The organism is Klebsiella sp. RIT-PI-d (assembly GCF_001187865.1).
Taxonomy (GTDB): Bacteria; Pseudomonadota; Gammaproteobacteria; order Enterobacterales; family Enterobacteriaceae; genus Superficieibacter.
The window spans coordinates 280,383-300,960 of record NZ_LGIT01000004.1 but is presented as its reverse complement, the minus strand read 5'-3'; the positions used below and the strand labels follow the sequence as shown (position 1 = coordinate 300,960).

Annotated in this window: 15 protein-coding genes and 1 pseudogene; 7 read left to right on the top strand and 9 right to left on the bottom strand. The window is 51.8% G+C overall.

Going from position 1 to position 20,578, the window contains the following annotated elements; genetic code table 11:
• Positions 1-18 precede the first annotated feature (18 nt).
• The 3 genes from mtlR to AC791_RS04555 form a co-directional block, all read right to left on the bottom strand.
• Positions 19-606 (bottom strand): mannitol operon repressor MtlR, encoded by a 588-nt coding sequence (gene mtlR / locus AC791_RS04565; RefSeq protein ID WP_148677765.1) that lies wholly within the window; start codon positions 604-606, stop codon positions 19-21.
• Positions 606-1,754: a mannitol-1-phosphate 5-dehydrogenase gene (gene mtlD / locus AC791_RS04560; RefSeq protein WP_049839295.1), complete on the bottom strand. Its 1,149-nt coding sequence runs from the start codon at positions 1,752-1,754 to the stop codon at positions 606-608. The genes mtlR and mtlD overlap by 1 nt, the downstream gene beginning before the upstream one ends.
• A 121-nt stretch (positions 1,755-1,875) precedes the next feature.
• Complete coding sequence (locus AC791_RS04555) at positions 1,876-3,789, bottom strand: PTS mannitol transporter subunit IICBA (RefSeq protein WP_049839294.1); 1,914 nt, start codon at positions 3,787-3,789, stop codon at positions 1,876-1,878.
• A gap of 526 nt (positions 3,790-4,315) precedes the next feature.
• Here AC791_RS04555 and AC791_RS04550 point away from each other — a divergent pair.
• The 4 genes from AC791_RS04550 (at position 4,316) to yiaY (ending at position 9,586) form a co-directional block, all read left to right on the top strand.
• On the top strand, positions 4,316-4,924 hold the full coding sequence (locus AC791_RS04550) for a glutathione S-transferase (RefSeq protein WP_049839488.1): 609 nt from the start codon (positions 4,316-4,318) through the stop codon (positions 4,922-4,924).
• 99 nt (positions 4,925-5,023) lie between these two features.
• Positions 5,024-6,406: an L-seryl-tRNA(Sec) selenium transferase gene (gene selA / locus AC791_RS04545; RefSeq protein WP_049839293.1), complete on the top strand. Its 1,383-nt coding sequence runs from the start codon at positions 5,024-5,026 to the stop codon at positions 6,404-6,406.
• Complete coding sequence (gene selB, locus AC791_RS04540) at positions 6,403-8,250, top strand: selenocysteine-specific translation elongation factor (protein ID WP_049839292.1); 1,848 nt, start codon at positions 6,403-6,405, stop codon at positions 8,248-8,250. Before selA ends, selB begins: the two co-directional genes overlap by 4 nt.
• A gap of 184 nt (positions 8,251-8,434) precedes the next feature.
• On the top strand, positions 8,435-9,586 hold the full coding sequence (gene yiaY / locus AC791_RS04535; protein WP_049839291.1) for an L-threonine dehydrogenase: 1,152 nt from the start codon (positions 8,435-8,437) through the stop codon (positions 9,584-9,586).
• A gap of 18 nt (positions 9,587-9,604) precedes the next feature.
• Here the strand turns inward: yiaY and AC791_RS04530 are convergent, their stop codons facing one another.
• Positions 9,605-10,492 (bottom strand): ROK family protein, encoded by an 888-nt coding sequence (locus AC791_RS04530; protein WP_049839290.1) that lies wholly within the window; start codon positions 10,490-10,492, stop codon positions 9,605-9,607.
• Between the two features lie 168 nt (positions 10,493-10,660).
• Between AC791_RS04530 and AC791_RS04525 the strand changes: the two genes are divergently transcribed.
• The gene (locus tag AC791_RS04525; protein WP_049839289.1) at positions 10,661-12,199 is read left to right on the top strand and encodes an aldehyde dehydrogenase family protein; all 1,539 of its coding nucleotides are present in this window, start codon (positions 10,661-10,663) and stop codon (positions 12,197-12,199) included.
• A gap of 59 nt (positions 12,200-12,258) precedes the next feature.
• Here AC791_RS04525 and AC791_RS04520 read toward each other — a convergent pair whose 3' ends face one another.
• Positions 12,259-12,570 (bottom strand): hypothetical protein, encoded by a 312-nt coding sequence (locus tag AC791_RS04520; protein ID WP_049839288.1) that lies wholly within the window; start codon positions 12,568-12,570, stop codon positions 12,259-12,261.
• Positions 12,571-12,744: 174 nt separating this feature from the next.
• Positions 12,745-13,824: a type I restriction endonuclease gene (locus AC791_RS04515; protein WP_049839287.1), complete on the bottom strand. Its 1,080-nt coding sequence runs from the start codon at positions 13,822-13,824 to the stop codon at positions 12,745-12,747.
• A gap of 302 nt (positions 13,825-14,126) precedes the next feature.
• Between AC791_RS04515 and AC791_RS19555 the strand changes: the two are divergent.
• Positions 14,127-14,588 (top strand): annotated as a pseudogene (locus AC791_RS19555) (4Fe-4S dicluster domain-containing protein); the annotation flags it as partial.
• 11 nt (positions 14,589-14,599) lie between these two features.
• On the opposite strand, the gene avtA reads toward AC791_RS19555, so the two are convergent.
• Both avtA and AC791_RS04500 read right to left on the bottom strand, forming a co-directional pair.
• Positions 14,600-15,850 (bottom strand): valine--pyruvate transaminase, encoded by a 1,251-nt coding sequence (avtA, locus tag AC791_RS04505; protein ID WP_049839285.1) that lies wholly within the window; start codon positions 15,848-15,850, stop codon positions 14,600-14,602.
• Positions 15,851-16,017: 167 nt separating this feature from the next.
• Positions 16,018-18,051, bottom strand: coding sequence for an alpha-amylase (locus tag AC791_RS04500; protein ID WP_049839284.1), 2,034 nt, complete (start codon positions 18,049-18,051; stop codon positions 16,018-16,020).
• A gap of 315 nt (positions 18,052-18,366) precedes the next feature.
• Between AC791_RS04500 and AC791_RS04495 the strand changes: the two genes are divergently transcribed.
• A complete protein-coding gene (locus tag AC791_RS04495; protein ID WP_049839283.1) occupies positions 18,367-19,188 on the top strand; it encodes a protein bax in 822 nt (273 codons plus the stop codon).
• Between the two features lie 192 nt (positions 19,189-19,380).
• On the opposite strand, the gene xylR is transcribed toward AC791_RS04495, so the two are convergent.
• Positions 19,381-20,559, bottom strand: a complete 1,179-nt coding sequence (gene xylR, locus AC791_RS04490; RefSeq protein ID WP_049839282.1) for a D-xylose utilization transcriptional activator XylR — start codon at positions 20,557-20,559, stop codon at positions 19,381-19,383.
• Between the last annotated feature and the right edge of the window lie 19 nt (positions 20,560-20,578).

The following is a 20,578-nucleotide window of genomic DNA, read 5'->3' as shown; positions in this document are numbered from 1 at the left end:
ACACCAATGTTCGCGAGGTTACTTCTGAAAGGCTTTTTTTAAGCTGATACGGGAGATCAGCTCGGTCAGTGAAAGTACCATTGTGGAGCGAACAACCTGCTGATAACGCTGATTTTGCATTGCCAGTAACTCTGTGTCGCTGTGGTCAAACTGCGGTGCGGCGGGTAGGGCAGTGACGCAGTGTAGCTCACCAAAGGGTCCGAGGATCTCATCGTCGGTAAAGATATACTCATTACCGTCGTGATTAAGCTCCTCACGCAGGGCCATTAACAGCTCGGCGTCTTCGTATTCATGCCGGCTAATCACGCCAAGACCATAAATAAGCTTCAGGCGCACGGAAAGATCGCCCAGCGGACCATTACCGTCCAGCAGCGGTTCAACCGCGTATTTCACCGCGTAGTCGTCTTTACGAAATACCCGCATCACCAGAATATTGACTGCCTCGGTAAGGAGTTCCACGGCGGCAATCAAAAAGCTTCTTACGGTTTTGCCAGCATTCAGACGCTCAAGCACACGGTTTTCAAAGGCCTGGGTTTCTTCCATTATTGCCTGCATATCTGACAATCTAGTATGTTGGCGCAGGATATCCTGCGCCAGAGTGGTCATCATTTGGTGGCGTTGTATTCAGCAACAGCCTGACTAACAACATCGCTGTTGGCGTCCAGACCAGAAAGCTGCGCTAACGCGGCCTGTGGGCCTTTTTCATCAATGAGCGCAACCAGTTCCTGCGCCTGCGGATCCTGCTCACTGCGATAATGCATCGCGGCAGCAATTCCCTTCACCAGGTTTGCGTGCGGCAAATCATACTCCAGCGTGCCCAGCAGCGGTTTGATTAAGCGATCGCCGGCGCTCAGTTTACGCAGCGGCTGACGGCCTACGCGCTCTACATCATCTTTCAGGTACGGGTTCTCAAAACGTCCGAGGATTTTGTGGATGTAGGCAGCGTGTTTGTCAGCATCAAAGCCGTAGCGCTGAATCAGTACGGCACCGCTCTCTTCCATTGCGCCCTGAACGACGGTGCGAATTTTTTCATCCAGAATGGCGTCACGAATGGTCTGATGGCCAGCAAGCTGACCGAGATACGCGGTGATCGCGTGGCCAGTATTAAGGGTAAACAGCTTACGCTCTACGAATGCCATCAGATTGTCGGTCAGTTCCATACCGGGAATAGTCGGCAGTTCGCCTTTGAACTGGGTTTTATCGACGATCCACTCGCTAAAGGTTTCAACGGTGACTTCCAGCGGATCGTGAGTGGCAGAGGCAGACGGCGGCACGATGCGGTCAACGGCAGAATCAACAAAACCGACGTGCTGTTCAACCCAGGCTTTGTCCTCTTCCGCCAGCGCGGCAAAAACGTGACCTTTTAGCTGGGTGGTACCACGCACCATATTTTCACAGGCAATAATGTTCAGCGGCGTGGTGATGCCCTGCGCCTTACGCTTCACCAGACCTTGTGCGATTGCCGGAGCGATGCGCTCAAGTACCACCGGACCCACGGCGGTGGTGACCAGATCAACGCCTGCAATCAAATCAATAACGTCGTCACCAATACTGCTAACGGCATTAACGTTGGAAACGGTATCAACCTGCTCATTTTCGCCCACCACGTGAACCTGATAGCTGTGACGGGCATTCAGGGCATCAAGAACCACTTGATTGACATCTGCGAAGGTCAGCGTAATCCCCGCATCAGCAAGCAGTTTACCGATAAATCCGCGGCCAATGTTACCTGCGCCAAAATGTAATGCTTTCATAGTCGTACCTTTTATCAATGTTTTTACCCAAGAGGGCTGGGGTGAGGCACTTCCCTCACCCTAACCCTCTCCCGGGGGGGAGAGCGTCAGGACCGCACCCCGTCAGAGGTGCGGGCGAACATTACTTATTTCCGGCCAGCAACGCCAGTACTTCATCAACGCTTTGTGTCTGTGCCAGGCGTTCGATGACGGTTTCATCATCCAGCGCGTTGGTCAGACTGGTAATCACCTGAATGTGCTCATTATTGCGAGCGGCGATCCCAATTACCAGGCGAGCAATGTCGTCTTCTTCTTCACCAAAGCGTACACCTTGCGGATACTGGCAGAATACGACACCGGTTTTCAGAACGCGGTCTTTCGCTTCGACCGTACCGTGTGGAACGGCAATGGACTCGCCCAGATAGGTCGGGGTCAATTTTTCACGGTCCAGCATCGCCTGAACGTATTCAGGTTCAACGTAGCCACCTTTTACCAGTTGCTCACCGGCAAACAGAATCGCTTCTTCTTTTGTGGCAGCAGTGCGTCCCAGGAAAATGTTTTCTGAACCCAGCTTGAACAAGTTGTTATCCGGCTGATCGAAGCTGTCCTGCAGACTGGAGCGCACTTTCACTTCGTTATCGGAGTGACGCTGTGCGGCAACCAGACGCTCGGTCAGGTTGGTATACAGACCGCTGTCGAGGAAGTTGGTCAGCGAAATATGCTGCGCCTGCGGAACCTGACGCATCGCACGCTCGGTCAGATCGCGGTGGGTGATGACCAGGTCAACATCCGGCGGCAGGTTATTAATCGCGGTATTGGTCACCGAAATATTGCTTAGACCTGCATCCTGTACTTTTTTACGCAGAACGCCTGCACCCATGGCGCTGGAACCCATACCGGCGTCGCAGGCAACGATGATTTTACGTACGTGGCTCAGATCGTTAGTCACATCGCCAGTGGCCAGCGGCGTTGCGCCTTTGGACTGTGCTTTCATATCCTGTACACGACGGGTTGCAGCTTCGATATCGTCTTCTTCTTTCACCTTGCTGGTTTTCAGCAGGATAGCGGAGACCACAAAGGAAACGATCAGCGCGGCCAAAATCGCAGCAATGTTAGCAAAGTAAGCGCCTTTCGGGGTCATCGCCAGTACAGCAATAATCGAACCCGGAGATGCCGGAGAAACCAGGCCACCGCCCAGCATGGTCAGCGTGAACACGCCGGTCATACCGCCAAGAATAACGGCAAGCAGCAGACGCGGGTTCATCAGCACATACGGGAAGTAGATTTCGTGGATACCACCAAGGAAGTGGATGATCGCCGCGCCGCCCGCAGACTGTTTAGCGCTGCCGCGACCGAAGAACATGTACGCCATCAGGACGCCCATACCCGGACCCGGGTTGGCTTCAATCAGGAAGAAGATAGACTTGCCGAGGTCATGCGACTGCTGAATACCCAGCGGCGAGAAAATACCGTGGTTGATGGCGTTATTGAGGAACAGGATTTTCGCCGGTTCAACAAAGATAGACGCCAGCGGCAGCATGTCGTGTACGACCATGAAGTTAACGCCTGCCGCCAGAACTTTGGACAGAACTTCAACCGCAGGGCCGATGCCGAGGAAGGCCAGAACCGCCAGAATCATACCGATAATGCCAGCGGAGAAGTTATTCACCAGCATTTCAAAACCGGACTTGATCTTACCGTCTACCCACACGTCGAAACGCTTGATCGCCCAGCCGCCCAGCGGACCTGCAATCATCGCGCCGAGGAACATAGGCATATCCGCGCCAACGATAACACCCATGGTAGTGATCGCACCTACGACACCGCCACGGTCACCGCCCACCAGACGACCACCGGTATAACCGATGAGCAGCGGCAGCAGATAGGTGATCATCGGACCCACCAGTTTCGCCAGCGTTTCGTTAGGCAACCACCCTGTTGGAATAAATAACGCCGTGATGATACCCCACGCGATAAACGCGCCGATATTTGGCATCACCATGTTGCTGAGGAAACGACCAAAGCTTTGCACTTTGATCTTGATATCGGATGACATAAAACACCCCTTCTGTGTGTGCTATCGCGAGGCTGAAAGCCCGTATTTTTTGTTGAGTATGGCGGCAGAGGTAGCCGTGCATTGTTGATGATGCGAAATCTGGCACTTAAACGCGCAGCTGTCCAGATAGCGCCCTTTTTTGTGACTCAGATCACCTTAATGCAGGGGGTAAGGCGCGGTTTATAGTGATTAAGATCACAAAACAGGGTTGTAAGAAAAGAACACTGGGCTAAAACTGACCGCCATGGCCACGTTAATGTGATGTTAATCACGTTTTCTATCGAGCTGTTTGTTATTTATTTGTGAGTTAGATCACAAGATATTTTTGTCAGGATTTTTCTGAGTGTGATCAACCGCAAATTACTGTTGTGATTAAATTTTGTTCTGTAACTTTCTTACTGCTTCCCCGTTTCGCGCCATTTTCGCGGATAACTATGTCACTTCTATGACGCTTTATCCGATCCGCTGGGAGGAACGGCGTATTGTGCGCCATACTTATTTTTTTGTTGGCGAAAAGGAGCAGGCAATGAAACTCATCGGCAGCTATACCAGCCCGTTTGTACGCAAGATTTCAGTGATAATGTTGGAAAAAGGCATTACATTCGAATTTATCAATGAGTTGCCCTATAACCAGACCAATGGTGTAGCGCAGTATAATCCGTTAGGTAAAGTACCCGCGCTGGTGACGGACGAGGGCGAATGCTGGTATGACTCACCTATTATCGCCAGCTATCTTGAGTCACTGGATCTCACACCTGCGCTTCTTCCCGCCGATCCAAAAGCCGCACTGCATGTGCGTCAGATAGAAGCGCTGGCGGACGGGATTATGGATGCCGCGCTGGTGTCGGTACGCGAGCAAACGCGTCCGGTGGCACAGCAGTCGCCCGAGGAGCTTGTCCGCCAGCGGGAGAAAATCAGCCGCGGGCTGGATGCGCTGGAAGCGTATCTCGCTGACGGGACGTTAAAAATCAATGAGGTGAATCTCGCGACTATCGCCACTGCCTGTGCGATTGACTACCTTAATTTCCGCCGGGTTGCGCCCGGTTGGTGCGTGGATCGACCGCAGCTGGTGAAACTGGTGGAAACGCTGTTCCAGCGTGAGAGCTTTGCCCGCACTGAACCACCAAAGGCTTGATGCATATTATGTCCGCCTGAGCAAAGTCACGGTACAATCCTTTGTATAGCGTTAGCCCTCTCCGCACTGGGGAGGGGCCACCCACAACCAGGCACGCCCATGACACACTCGCTCTATAGCCAGCTTCCTGCTACCGATCGCCTGCTGCGCGATCCCGCTTTTTCATCCTTACTGACGACGTGGGGCCACCGTCGCGTGGTCGAGACGCTGCATCAGCTTCAGCAGATGGCGCGCACCTGTATTCGCGAACAGCAAACACTGCCGGCATGGTGCGACGACTGGTTACAGGCGGCAACCCGCCAGCTTGAGCACAGCGATCAACGCGCATTACGCCCGGTTATTAATCTGACCGGTACGGTGCTGCATACTAATCTGGGGCGCGCGCTGCAGGCTGAAGAGGCGGTGACCGCCGTCGCGCAGGCCATGCGCTCACCGGTGACGCTGGAGTACGATCTGGACGGCGCCGGGCGCGGTCACCGGGATCGGGCAATTGCCGATCTGCTGTGCCAAATCACCGGCGCGGAAGATGCCTGTATCGTGAACAATAATGCGGCGGCGGTGCTGCTGATGCTGGCCGCGACCGCCAGCGGCAAAGAGGTGGTGGTATCGCGTGGCGAGCTGGTGGAAATCGGCGGGGCATTTCGCATTCCTGATGTGATGCGTCAGGCCGGCTGTATTCTGCATGAAGTGGGCACGACGAACCGTACCCATGCAAAAGATTATGCTCAGGCCATAGGCGACAATACCGGCCTGCTGATGAAAGTCCATACCAGTAATTACAGCATCGAAGGTTTCACTAAAGCGGTGGATGAAGCCGAACTGGCGATAATTGGGCAGGCGCGGGACATCCCGGTAGTCGCCGATTTGGGCAGCGGATCGCTGGTCGACCTTAGCCAGTACGGTCTGCCAAAAGAACCGATGCCGCAGGCGCTAATTGCCGCTGGCGTCAGCCTGGTGAGTTTCTCCGGCGACAAACTGCTCGGTGGCCCGCAGGCCGGGATTATTGTCGGTAAACAGGACCTCATCGCCCGGTTGCAGAGCCATCCGCTTAAACGGGCGCTACGTGCCGACAAAATGACGCTCGCCGCGCTGGAAGCGACACTGCGTCTGTATTTACATCCCGAAGCGCTGGCTGAAAAGCTGCCCACGTTGCGTCTGCTTAACCGTAAAGCCGATGCCATTCATCAGCAGGGAACCGGTCTGCTGGCGCGCCTGATCGCGCGCTACGGCGATGAGTTCGACGTTCAGGTTATGCCCTGCGCGTCGCAAATCGGCAGCGGCTCTCTACCCGTAGAGCGTTTGCCCAGCGCTGCGCTAACCTTTACGCCTTGTGACGGGCGCGGAGGACGACTGGATGCGCTGGCCACCCGCTGGCGCTCGCTGCCGGTACCGATTATTGGTCGTATTTATGATGGCCGTCTGTGGCTCGACCTGCGCTGCCTTGAAGATGAATCCCGTTTTCTGGAGATGATACTGCAATGATTATTGCCACCGCCGGGCATGTTGACCACGGCAAAACGACGCTGCTTGAGGCGCTCACCGGTATTAATGCTGACCGCCTGCCGGAAGAGAAAAAGCGCGGCATGACCATCGACCTGGGGTATGCCTACTGGCCGCAGCCGGACGGGCGCGTACCCGGTTTTATTGATGTGCCCGGACACGAAAAATTTCTCGCCAATATGCTGGCGGGCGTCGGCGGCATCGATCATGCGCTGCTGGTAATAGCCTGTGATGATGGCGTGATGGCGCAGACGCGTGAACATCTGGCGATCCTGCAACTCACCGGCAACCCGACGCTGACGGTGGCGCTGACCAAAGCCGATCGCGTTGATGATGCGCGCATTGAGGCCGTTCGTCAGGAAGCCATCGACACCGTTACTGAATACGGTTTTTCTGCCGCAACGCTCTTTATTACTGCGGCAACGCAGGGACGCGGCATCGCGGCACTTCGCGAGCATCTTTTGCAATTACACGAGCGGCCACATCCAGAACATCAGCGATTCCGGCTGGCGATCGATCGGGCGTTTACCGTTAAGGGTGCCGGACTGGTGGTAACCGGAACGGCACTGTGTGGTGATATACGGACTGGCGACACCCTCTGCTTGACCGGCAGTCAAAAACCGATGCGCGTACGCGGTCTTCATGCCCAGAACCAGCCGGTAGAGCAGGCGCACGGCGGTCAGCGAATTGCGCTCAACATTGCGGGTGATGTACAAAAAGAAGACATTACGCGTGGCGACTGGCTGCTCTCAGCCGAACCGCCCGCGCCGGCAAACCGGGTGATCGTCGAGCTACAACGCCAGGCGGTGTTAAGTCAGTGGCAGCCGCTGCATATTCACCATGCGGCCAGCCATATTACCGGCCGCGTTTCGCTGCTGGACAATAATCTGGCTGAACTGGTCCTCGACACGCCGCTCTGGCTGGCGGACAACGACCGGCTGGTGCTACGGGATATTTCGGCCCGCGAAACGCTGGCAGGCGCAAGAGTTGTGACGTTGAACCCGCCCCGGCGCGGCAAGCGCAAGCCGGAGTATCTGCAATGGCTGGCGGCGCTGGCAGCATGTGAAAACGACGCTGAAGCTCTGTCCGTCCATTTGCAGCGCGCCGCCGTTCGACTTACCGATGTCGGCTGGGCGCGGCAATTAACGCGTGAAGGGCTGGAGACATTGATTAACCGTCCGGAGTATATTCAGGCGGGCGATTGCCTGCTGGACGCGCCGCTGGCTGCACGCTGGCAGCGTAAGCTGCTGGATACCCTGACGATTTATCATCAGCAGCATCCTGACGAGCCGGGTCCCGGTCGCGAGCGTCTGCGACGTATTGCGCTGCCAATGGAAGACGAATCACTGGTCCTCACGCTCATCGAACAGATGCGGAGCAGTGGGGCGATCCGGAGCCATCATGGCTGGCTGCATTTGCCGGAGCATAAAGCGGGCTTTAGTGACGCGCAGCAGGCCATCTGGCAGTGTGTCGCGGACCTGTTCGGTGATGAACCGTGGTGGGTGCGCGATCTGGCCCGGGAAACGAACACCGACGAACAGCTTATGCGTGGCGTACTGCGCCAGGCCGCGCAGCAGGGGATGATTACGGCGATCGTTAAAGATCGTTATTACCGTAACGATCGCATTGTCACTTTCGCCAGCATGGTGCGCGAACTGGATCAGCTGCGCGGCTCGACCTGTGCGGCGGATTTTCGCGACCAGTTAGGCGTTGGCAGAAAACTCGCTATTCAGATCCTTGAACATTTTGACCGAATTGGTTTTACCCGTCGCCGCGGTAACGATCATCTGCTACGCGACGCATTATTATTTCCGCCCATGGAATAGATGATTCATTCAAATAATAAATGAATTAATCCGAACGTTATAGCGACTAATATAAAGCACAATAGAATATGAACCTATTGTGCTTTTTTATTTGAATGAATAAGAAAGAGCAACAACGATCGTTTTTCTGTCGACTATTAATCCGTATGCTGTAGCCCTTTTCTGGCTCATTAAGGACAATATAATGGCTGCTTCAACCTTTTTTATTCCTCCAGTAAATATGATTGGTGCTAATTTATTAAAAGAAGCAATAAATGCCATGGCGGAATTCGGTTACCGCCGCACGTTAATTGTCACCGACAGTATGCTGACAAAATTAGGGATGGCTGGAAAAATTCAGCAGGTATTGCAGGAACATGATATTTTCAGCGTTATTTATGACGGTACACAGCCGAATCCAACCACTGAAAACGTGGCGGCGGGGCTGGCCATTTTACAAAAAAATAACTGCGATAGCGTGATTTCACTTGGCGGTGGATCACCGCATGACTGTGCAAAAGGCATTGCGCTGGTGGCGGCTAACGGCGGAGATATCCGCGATTATGAAGGCCTCGACCGTTCAGCAAAACCGCAGTTGCCGATGATCGCGATTAACACCACGGGGGAAACCGCCTCTGAAATGACCCGTTTTTGTATCATTACCGACGTCGAACGCCATATTAAAATGGCTATCGTGGATAAACACGTTACGCCAAAAATGTCGGTGAATGATTCAACGTTAATGACAGGAATGCCTGCGTCGTTAACGGCAGCCACCGGTATGGATGCATTAACCCATGCTATTGAAGCCTACGTCTCGACTGCCGCCACGCCGATCACCGATGCCTGCGCGTTAAAAGCCATCACCATGATTGCTGAAAATCTGCCGGTCGTGGTGGCCGATGGCAATAATTTTCAGGCGCGTGAAGCCATGGCCTATGCGCAATTTCTCGCAGGCATGGCATTTAACAACGCGTCTCTGGGCTATGTTCATGCAATGGCGCATCAGTTGGGCGGCTTCTATAACCTGCCGCACGGTGTTTGTAATGCTGTATTGCTGCCGTATGTGCAGATATTTAACAGTCAGGTGGCGGCGGGACGTCTGCGCGATTGTGCTACTGCGATGGGCATTAACGTGGCCGGTATGACAGACGATGATAGCGCGGCGGCCTGCGTTGAGGCTATCAGCCGTCTGGGACAACAGGTTCATATACCGGCAGGTTTGCGCGAGCTTGGGGTGAAAGAAGACGATATTCCGGTTCTGGCCACCAACGCCCTGAAAGACGCTTGTGGCCTGACCAATCCGATCCAGGCCACACATCAGCAGATTATGGCGATCTACCGCGCTGCCCTGTAACGTATGCGCCGCGTCCCGCTATTTCTGCCGGGGCGCATGTTTACGCTGTGCCAGCCAGACTGCACCCAGCCTGCCTGCCTGATTTCCCAGCTCGCAGGGATGAATCGGCACCTGCAGGGAATCCCATAGCTCCATCTTCTCAAGATGGCGCGTCAGCAGCGGGTACAGCTTTTCTTGCTCGCTGACCCCACCGCCAATCAGCACGACCTGCGGATCGAACATTGAAATCACACTATAAACGCCGCGCGCCAGAAAACGGCCCCAGTCGTTAACTGCTTCGCGCAGATGAACGTCGCTATCCATTAGCTCAAAAATTTCTTTCCCGTGCGGCATCTCTTCAGCGGGCAGGGCCAGCGCCTGACGGCAGGCGGTCATCAGCCCTTTTGCCGAGGCCACTTCATGCATACATTCACCGTTATTGCCGACCGGTATCACGCCAAATTCACCGGCATGAAAATGCGATCCGCGATATAACTCGCGATCGATAATAATCCCGCCGCCAATGCCGGTGCCGAGGGTAATGCATACCAGATTATCGTAGCGCTGACCTGCGCCAAGCCACATTTCGCCAAGCGCCGCACAGTTCGCATCGTTTTCCACAACCAGCGGCAGGTCGGTCAGCTCACCAAACATCTCCAGCAGATTATGATCGTCGAGATAATCCAGCGCCCCGGCTTTCGCTGCATGTCCGGTATGCGGATTAATATGCCCCGGGAAACTGATCCCGATGGCGACGATGTCATGTTCTTTTTGGCAGATGTCTACGGCTTCCTGCCACTTTTCTTTAAAGGTTGCGGCATCGTCCGGCGTGTCATATTCATCATTGATTAATTCCTTACCCTCTTCGTCGATCACACCATATTTGATATGAGTGCCGCCAACATCAAAACCAATATAATGCTGCATATCTTCTCCAGGCGTTAAATCGTTACGCTCTAAGTATGGCTGAAGCCAGCCGGCGAAACGTAAAGGAAAGTAATTCGTGAAGCGTGTCGTAAAGCGGTGAACGAGTGGCGAATAATTCACCAATGGCGTCTACCTTTGAAAGACGACTTGTGACAAGGAGAGATGCCCATGACCCATAATCCCCCTTCTTCGCGCATTCAGCCTGGCGAATACGGCTATCCGCTTAAATTAAAATCCCGTTATGACAACTTTATCGGTGGCGACTGGGTTGCGCCGGTAGAGGGTGAGTATTATCAGAACCTGACGCCGGTTACTGGCCAGCTGCTGTGCGAAGTAGCCTCTTCCGGCAAGCAGGATATCGATTTGGCGCTGGATGCCGCGCATAAGATTAAAGATAAGTGGGCGCGAACGTCAGTGCAGGATCGGGCGGCGATCCTGTTTAAAATTGCCGATCGTATGGAGCAGAATCTGGAGCTGCTGGCGACGGCCGAGACCTGGGACAACGGTAAGCCGATCCGCGAAACCAGCGCTGCTGATGTGCCGCTGGCTATCGATCATTTCCGCTATTTTGCTTCCTGTATTCGCGCGCAGGAAGGCGGCATCAGTGAGGTTGATAACGAGACGGTTGCCTATCATTTTCATGAACCGCTGGGCGTGGTCGGGCAAATCATACCGTGGAATTTCCCGCTGCTGATGGCCTGCTGGAAAATGGCCCCGGCGCTGGCGGCGGGCAACTGTATCGTGCTGAAACCGGCGCGTCTGACGCCGCTTTCAGTCCTGCTTTTGATGGAAGTGGTGGGCGATCTTCTGCCGCCGGGCGTGCTTAATGTGGTTAACGGCGCAGGTGGTGAGATAGGTGAATATCTGGCAACGTCTAAGCGCATTGCCAAAATTGCGTTTACCGGCTCGACGGAAGTCGGCCAGCAGATCATGCAATATGCCACTCAAAATATTATTCCGGTGACGCTAGAGCTGGGCGGAAAATCCCCGAACATTTTCTTCGCCGACGTGATGGATGAAGAAGATTCGTTCTTTGATAAAGCGCTGGAAGGATTCGCGCTCTTCGCCTTTAACCAGGGTGAGGTGTGTACCTGCCCAAGCCGTGCCCTGGTCCAGGAATCGATTTATGAACGCTTTATGGAGCGAGCAATCCGTCGTGTTGAAAGTATTCGCAGCGGTAACCCGCTTGATAACGGTACCCAAATGGGTGCACAAGTCTCGCAAGGGCAGCTGGAAACCATTCTTAACTATATCGATATTGGCAAGCAGGAGGGTGCCGATATCCTGACCGGTGGGCGACGTAAAGCGTTAACCGGCGATCTTGAAGGTGGCTATTATCTGGAGCCAACCATTCTTTTTGGTAACAACGCTATGCGTGTTTTTCAGGAGGAAATTTTCGGCCCGGTGCTGGCCGTGACGACCTTCAAAACGATGGAAGACGCGCTGGAGCTTGCCAATGATACCCAATACGGGCTGGGAGCGGGCGTCTGGAGCCGTAACGGTAGTCTGGCCTATAAAATGGGACGGGGTATTCAGGCCGGGCGCGTATGGACTAACTGCTATCACGCCTACCCGGCACATGCGGCGTTTGGCGGTTATAAACAGTCCGGCATAGGGCGTGAAACCCACAAAATGATGCTGGAACATTATCAGCAAACTAAATGCCTGCTGGTCAGTTATTCCGATAAACCGATGGGATTGTTTTAGCAAAACCTGCCGGGCAGCGCAGCGCTTGCCCGGCCTGCATAAGTGAAGGAATGTCTGGATTAATCCAACACCTTCACCTGGAGCGGGCGAAAACGGCTATATATCCATAGGCCCAGGCACACAAACGAGCCGAAAAAGAACGTAAAAATAACGCTGATAAACACGCCGCTTAATAACGCTACCGGCAGAGCCAGCAAGCCGTGTACCGTCTGGTTGTTCCAGCTCACCATATCGTAACCAAAAATCCCCATGATCCCGCAAATTACGCTGAAAATAAGCATCGGAATGCTCAGGCCAATTAATAATAATCGATAGATAACAGAGGCTTTTACTCGTTTCATGTGCGGCCCGGAGGTGATGTCTTTGCTCATTATTTTTCTCTGTGGTCATATAAAGTTATTAGGTAATATCATGAGACAAGATTTTACACACCGCAAGTCGTTATTTCTGGATATTCGCTAAATTTTTCTATTGCTTTACCTACTAAATCCAGGAGTAATGAATAATGAAAGCAGGCATGATTAGCCTGCGAAATTATTCAAACGTCAGTTATAAGATGATGCTGTAGCCTTCAGTATGTCAGAGAAAGAATAAATATCATCTACCGAATTAATAGGGTGTCGGGTTTCATTTTTTTCGGCATCAAATAGGCCAATATATTTTTGCGACCTGTTAAAATGCAATCGACAAATAGGTTTTCTATTATTATCATCAACAAGAATGCCAAAGTAACTTTTAGTATCTCTGTAGTTAATCCTCGGTGCATCAAGTACTGTTCTGATGATAGCCTTAACGGTATGAAAGCCTTCAAGTTCCTCGAAGGTTGTCACTATTCCTGAATCATCTTTAGTATTTTCTTCAGATGACGATACAGTATTATTTGGCTCTGTCAAAAGTGGCGGATGATTTCCTCCAATCGCTGACTTTAACCTTTCATTAATCTGCGTATTGATATACTGACTTGCGGCTTTTTTGGTCAAAACGGAAAATGTTTCACGAACTTTCTGTGTTAGCATCCCATCATATATACGTGAAGCGAAAAATTTAACGAAATCTTCTTCCGGATCGATCAATTGAGCATGAAGCAGTTTTTTTATAAGGCTCACATATTTCAACTCGCCTGCAGCATTGATAATAGACTCCAGATCAAACGCAGACTTGGTGATTTTTTTCAACTCTGGGATAACTGTTTCATCCATATCCATTAGATCAATTTCTAAGAACGGCTTTTCATCCATTTTATTAGGGGCTTCAAGGTCAGTATAAAATTTGTACGTTTGACCATTCGTTAAAATGGAGATTCTGGCATTAGTCACGTGGAAGTAGCGAAATAACTGTGATGCGTGATTAACGTTTAAAGTTTCTCCAATTTTCTTACACTCAATGAGAATCTGGATTTCACCGTTTTTTAGGATGGCATAATCAATTTTTTCGCCCTTTTTTGTTCCAATGTCGCAAACAAATTCAGGGATGACTTCTGTTGGGTCAAAAACATCATAGCCTAATACATTGTTAATAAAAGGCATTACAAAAGCATTTTTTGTCGCCTCTTCTGTTTCAATTACATTTCTCTGTTGTTTAATTTTTGATGCTAGTGCGTTTAATTTCTCAGTAAACTCAACCACTGTAACTACTCCCTACAAAGTATCTATTTTACATAATATAATGAAGCAGTTACTCCCCCAAATAATGAATATAAGTCACAGTTTTACAATGGTAAGAAGCATTAATGTATTGAGTGAACAAAAAATGCTTTTTGAACAGCGTAGAAATTTTAGCTAACCCTCATTGCCAGACTTATTAAAGATCAAAACAAAATGCCAGACAATTTCTGGCATCTGACCAATCTCTCTGCTTACCCGCGTGGGATCAAAGTATTACTGCCAGCTTCTCTGGCACTCTGCATTTTTTACTGCCGGAGAAAGGCATGAATCAATTTATTCGCGCCGATGCGTCGAAATGCATTGGCTGCCGTACTTGTGAAGTGGCCTGTGTCGTGTCTCATCAGGATCAGCAGGACTGTGCCGCGTTAACGGCGGCGGCTTTCATCCCGCGCATTCGCGTCATTAAGGCCGATACGTTTTCGACGGCCGTGACCTGTCATCATTGCGAAAATGCCCCTTGCGCCAGGGTCTGCCCTAATAGCGCGATTCAACAGCATAATGGCGCGATTATTGTCGATCAGAGCCGCTGTATCGGCTGTAAAAGTTGTATGGTGGCCTGTCCGTTTGGTGCAATACAGGTAATTACTATATTGCAGCAGGCGCAGGCCCTGAAATGTGATTTGTGTCAGCATCGCGATGGCGGTCCGGCCTGTGTGGAAGCCTGTCCGACCCATGCACTTACCTGTCTCGATCCGGCAAAGCTGCAACGTGCGCGGCTACATTCGCCGCGCGGTGTTTATCCTTCCAGCCAGGCCCGCTCTATCTCTTCGGCCAGGATTTTTACCCCGGCTTCGATTTTATCGGGATCGGGAACGTAGTTCATCCGCATACATTGTTGGGTATGTGGCCAGGGTTTATCGAGGCCGGGGAAGAAGTAGTCGCCAGGCACCATCAGCACGCCGCGCTTTTTCAGCCGCTGGTACAGCAGTTCGGTGGTTATAGGCAGATCTTTAAACCATAACCAGAGGAAAATTGCGCCTTCCGGCTTGTGGATCAGACAGCGCTCCGGTGACAGATAGCGGCGAAGGATAGCCACTGTTTCCTGCACGCGCTGGTAGTAAAATGGCTTAATGACCGTTTCTGACAGACGCAGTAAATCGTTGCGCCTGATCATCTCGCTCATCATTGCCGGCCCAATGCCGCCCGGGGACAGGCTGATAATGCCGTTCATATTGGTAATGGCAGAAATGATTTTTTCACTGGCGATGATAATCCCGCATCGACTACCCGGCAGACCGAGCTTTGACAGACTCATGCACAGTACGATATTCGGATTCCACAGCGGACGAGCGTCGCTAAAAATAATGCCGGGGAAGGGAACGCCATAGGCATTATCGATAACCAGCGGTATATCATGCTGGTTGGCCAGGACATCCAGTTTCATCAGTTCATCATCAGTGATGACGTTACCCGTCGGATTGGTCGGGCGAGAAACGCAGATCATGCCGGTATCTTCGCCGATATGCAGATGTTCGAAATCGACGTGGTATTTGAACTGGCCTTCCGGCAGCAGTTCAATATTGGGACGCGCAGAGACAAATAAATCCTCTTCCAGCCCCGCGTCGGCATAGCCAATATATTCCGGTGCAAGGGGGAAAAGGACTTTACGCGTGGTGCCATCTGCACGTCGTCCCGCGAAAAGATTAAATAAGTAGAAAAATGCGCTTTGACTGCCGTTTGTCAGTGCAATATTTTGTGGCTCGATATCCCAGCCCAGTTCTTCACGCAACATACCCGCCAGCAGTTCCAGCAGTTCACTTTTTCCCTGCGGACCATCGTAGTTACACAGCGCGTCCGTGGCTTTACCGTTAACTAGCATGTCGGCAAGCAGTTGGTGAAAATAGTCGGTCATCGCCGGGATTTGTGCCGGATTACCGCCGCCCAGCATGATTGCGCCAGGCGTACGTAAACCGTCGTTAAGGTCCTGCATCAGGCGGGTAATGCCTGAATAGCGGGTAAATTTGTCACCAAAAAGGGAAAATGTCATAGCGGGTAATCTGTCGGGCCTGATGAAAAGAGGGTAACGATAACGCGACCAGAGAGACGGTGCAAATCGGGGAAAGCGGAAGTGAACGATGGATTTAACGTAAATTTATAGAAAAAGCAGTTTTTTATGCTGACGCGGAAAGGGGAGTCCTCCGCGCCAGCCACTCCTTATTGTGCTTTACCGGCCCAGACGATCATCACGGTATCATCGCCTTTTTGACGAACAAAAGCGTACCCCTGAGGCTGCGTAAGCGTGGTCTGTTTACCTTCCCCGATAGCCGGATGCCGCGCGCGGAATTGCCCCAGTTTTTGCCAGTGTGCAACCTCTTGTGAGGAGGCGTTGGCAACGTCCTGCCAGTTCATCTGTGAACGCGTCCCCTGAAGTGGGTCCGATCCGGTTGCACCGAAAGGCCGCGATGATTCATCGCCGTAAAATAGTTGTACCGCGCCGGGCGCCAGCAGAAGCAGTTCCGCCGCCCGACCACCGGCTTCACGAAATAAGCGGGTATCGTGGGATGAGAGATAGCTCAGCACATTAAAGGTCTGGAGTTTGTCAGCCATCTGCTGCCAGACTGGATCAATATTGGCCAGACAATCAACAGCCCCCGCTGCCTGCTCCTGGTAATCAAAGTTAATCATGGCATCGAAGCCGTGGCGGTAGTAGTCACTCTGCATGACGCCATGCCCCCAGGATTCTCCGGTCATCCAGAATGGCGCGTCATCCAGCGCTTTTGCCGGATTTGCTGCTTTCCAGGCGGCGAGCGCTTCGCTTGCCTGCGTTTTAAGCTGCTGCCAGGCATCAAGTTCGACATGTTTTGCGGTATCCACCCGAAAGCCGTCAATACCATAATCACGCACCCACTGACTTAACCAGTGCGTGAGATAATCACGTGGTGTATAGCCTGCAATCTCTTTGGCATGGGTGTCGGGTTTGTGCTGATAAAATACCGGTAAACCCGAGGCGCTGGTGGATTCGGTTTTTAAATCGGGAAGGAAGGCCAGCGACATGGTCAGGTCGTCAAAGCCTGGATTGTCGTAATCACCAATGTCGGTACGGACCCAGTTTTTGCCCCACCATTTGTCCCAGCCCGCTTTATCGCTGAAATTGATATAATCATTAAAGCTGTGCCAGTTCTGGCCTGCGGCAGGTTTCCAGTCGGTCCAGCGCTTGCCGAGGATCTTTTTCAGTTCATCACCCTTGAGATAGAGCGCCCCGAACTGATACGCCTGCATATCGGCAAGCGTTGCATAGCCGGTATGATTCATGACCACGTCAAACAGAAGGCGAATACCGCGCTTATGCGCTTCATCCACCAGGTGACGCAAATCTGTCTCATTACCCATGTTTGCATCCAGCCGGGTCCAGTCCTGGGTATAGTAACCATGATAAGCGTAATGCGGGAAATCGCCCTTAGTCCCGCCGCCGACCCAGCCATGTATCTGCTCAAACGGGGCGCTTATCCAGAGTGCGTTAACGCCAAGTTGTTGAAGATAATCCAGTTTACTGGTTAGCCCTTTCAGATCGCCGCCGTGAAATGTGCCGATCTCTTCCATACCGTCTTTATGGCGACCATAGCTGTTATCGTTGGTCGGATCGCCGTTAACGTAACGGTCGGTAAGCACGAAATAAACGGTGGCGTTATGCCAGCTAAAAGGGGCGACAGCAGCAGTTTCGGCGCGCTCCAGGAGCAAAAGACCATGGCTTTCATCCGCCGGTAAAAAAGTGATTTTTCCCTGCTCGACCGTTGCGGTTTGCTGACTGTAAAAGTCGCGTACGCGCGTGCCTTCCGGAAAAGTCTGGCTGACATCCAGCGTCAAAGGTTTACCATCCCATCGCGGACATTGACGAATAACGGCGGCACGGGTTTCCTGGACGTCGTTTTGTACTTCAATCGTCAGCGTTGGCGTACCGGAGCGAGTATCAATAATGAATTGATAGTTACCGTCACGAAACAGGCGCCACTGGGGTGAACCGCCGCCGCAGGGCTGAAGTGACAGCGTTTGATTAAGCTTGATAGCGCCAACAGGTTGCCAGCACTGCTGGTCAAGATTTAACCTCAGAGGACGTGTACCCTTGGTGAGTGTAGCCTGACTTACGAATTTCCCGGTGCCCTCTGCGCTAAACGTAGGGAATCCGGGCGTATTCCAGGCGGCGAGTGTCATGCCGGGAAGTAGCAGCGGGATAAGTGCGGCGAATTTCATGGCGGTGTCCTGTCACGATGTTTAGTTCATTTTGCATGCAAATTTATCCGACGTGCTCCTCCCTGGAACGCACCTGATGGGGAGGATGGCGTGGGGTGAGTGAGCCAGCGCAAAAAAACAGCAAAAAGTGAGATGTATGTAGCACTTATGGTGCATAAGTGAACGCTTTTTGCACATTTCTCGTGACAATAATTAGGATTTTATCTATTCCTTTACGTGCTCATAAAGGATATTTTTGGTAAGGTGCGGGGCTCAGTGCTTATTTTCCTCACATAACTAAGGCGTTTGGATGCTTAAATCCGACCAGGAGACTTAATGATATCGACTCCCCTTCGACGATATGGGGCCATGATTCTCATGTTACTCACCTGTGCTTTTTCGGGTGGGACGTTTGCAAAAACGCATACGACAACGAGTGATATAGCCCGAATAACAACGACAAGTAATAAAAAGGTTAGCAGTAAACAAGAGTATTCTCGCAATAGTGATTTAAGCGTTACACTCCCTGACTTGCGAAAATACCCTTCCGGAACACCAAGGAAAAAAGCGTTTCTCCGGACGGTCATGCCTTATATTACCAGTCAAAATGCAGCCATTACCAAAGATCGTAACTGGCTGATTTCAAAACAGTATACCGGTAAATGGTCGCCTGCGGAACGCGCGCGCCTGAAATCTATCGCGCAGCGCTATAAAGTCAGCTGGGCCGGCAATACCCGCCGTGTTCCGTGGAATAAGTTACTTGAGCGGGTAGATATTATCCCGGACAGCATGGTAGCAACAATGGCAGCAGCGGAGAGCGGCTGGGGTACATCGAAGCTTGCACGGAATAATAACAACCTGTTCGGCATGAAATGCGCGAAGGGGCGTTGTAATAACGCACCGGGAAAAGTGAAAGGGTATTCACAATTTGGTTCTGTTAAAGAATCGGTTAACGCTTATGTTGTTAATCTGAATACGCATCCGGCATATGCCTCTTTCCGTAAGTCGCGTGCACAACTGCGCAAAGCCGATCAGGAAGTGACCGCAACGGCAATGATCCATAAGCTGGAAGGGTATTCCACGAAAGGCTCAAGCTACAACAATTTCCTGTTTTCAATGTATCAGGATAATCAGCGGCTGATTGCAGCACATATGTAATTACTCATGCTGTAGCCATTTCGATTATTATTTCTTTCCCGACCCGAATGACATTTATCATTCGGGTTTTCTTTTGCTATTACCTGAATACATTAATTTTTCTGCAACATTTAGTCAGGCTTATGATTATTTGTTAAAAATATCGGCGCGATCTGCCGTTGCCAGCGTAACTGGCGTAAGCCAGGTCCTCAGCTACATCATCACTTCACTGTGCCTCTCCCGATAGTCTTTCGGTGTGGCGTCATACTCTTTCTTAAACACCGAATAGAAATATTGCAGGGAAGGATAACCGCACATTTGCGAAATCTCGTTGATGGATAAAGAAGTTGAGATCAACAGGCTACGGGCTTTTTCCAGTTTTTCAGCGTGGATCATCGCATGAATAGTCTCGCCGACCTCTTCTTTAAACCGTTTCTCCAGATTTGAGCGGGAGATGCCGACTGAGTCCAGCACCTGCTCAACTTTAATGCCTTTGCAGGCGTTATTACGAATGTAGTGCATCGCCTGGATGACTGCAGGATCGTTTAGCGAACGGTAGTCGGTTGAACGACGCTCAATAACCCGCACCGGTGGGATCAGCACACGCTGTAAGGGTAATTCTTCGTCATCCAGCAACCGGTGGAGCAGTTTTGCAGCCTGGTAACCCATCTGGCGCGTACCCTGAGCGACGGACGACAGCGCTACGCGCGAAAGGTAGCGGGTGAGTTCCTCGTTATCGATACCAATCACCGTCAGTTTCTCCGGCACCGGAATATGCAGGTGTTCACAGGCCTGAAGAATATGCCGCGCTCTGGCATCGGTGACGGCAATAATACCAGTCTGCGGCGGTAGCGTCTGGAGCCAGTCGGCAAGTCGGTTTTGCGCATGCTGCCAGTTTTCTGGTGCGGTTTGCTGCCCCTGATAGACAACGCCGCGATATTTTTCCTGCGCCACCAGCTGACAAAAGGCATATTCCCGCTCTACCGCCCAGCGTTTACCGCTGGACACCGGCAGACCATAGAAAGCAAAGCGATTTACTCCCTTTTCCTTAAGGTGCAGAAAAGCACTTTTGACCAGTGCATAGTTATCGGTTGCGATGTAGTGAACGGCAGGATAGCGCTCCGGAAGATGATACGAACCGCCCACGCCGATAATAGGCACATCGACATCGGCCAGGAGCCGCTCAATTTCGGGATCGTCATAATCAGCAATGACTCCCTCACCCAGCCACTCTTTGATATTTTCTATTCGGGTGCGAAAGTCCTCTTCAATGAAAATATCCCATTCCGACTGGGATGCCTGTAAATATTCCCCTACGCCCTCAACGACCTGACGGTCGTAGGCTTTATTGGCATTAAATAACAGCGTGATGCGGTGACGCTTTTCAAACATGTTACCGATTTCCCGTTTA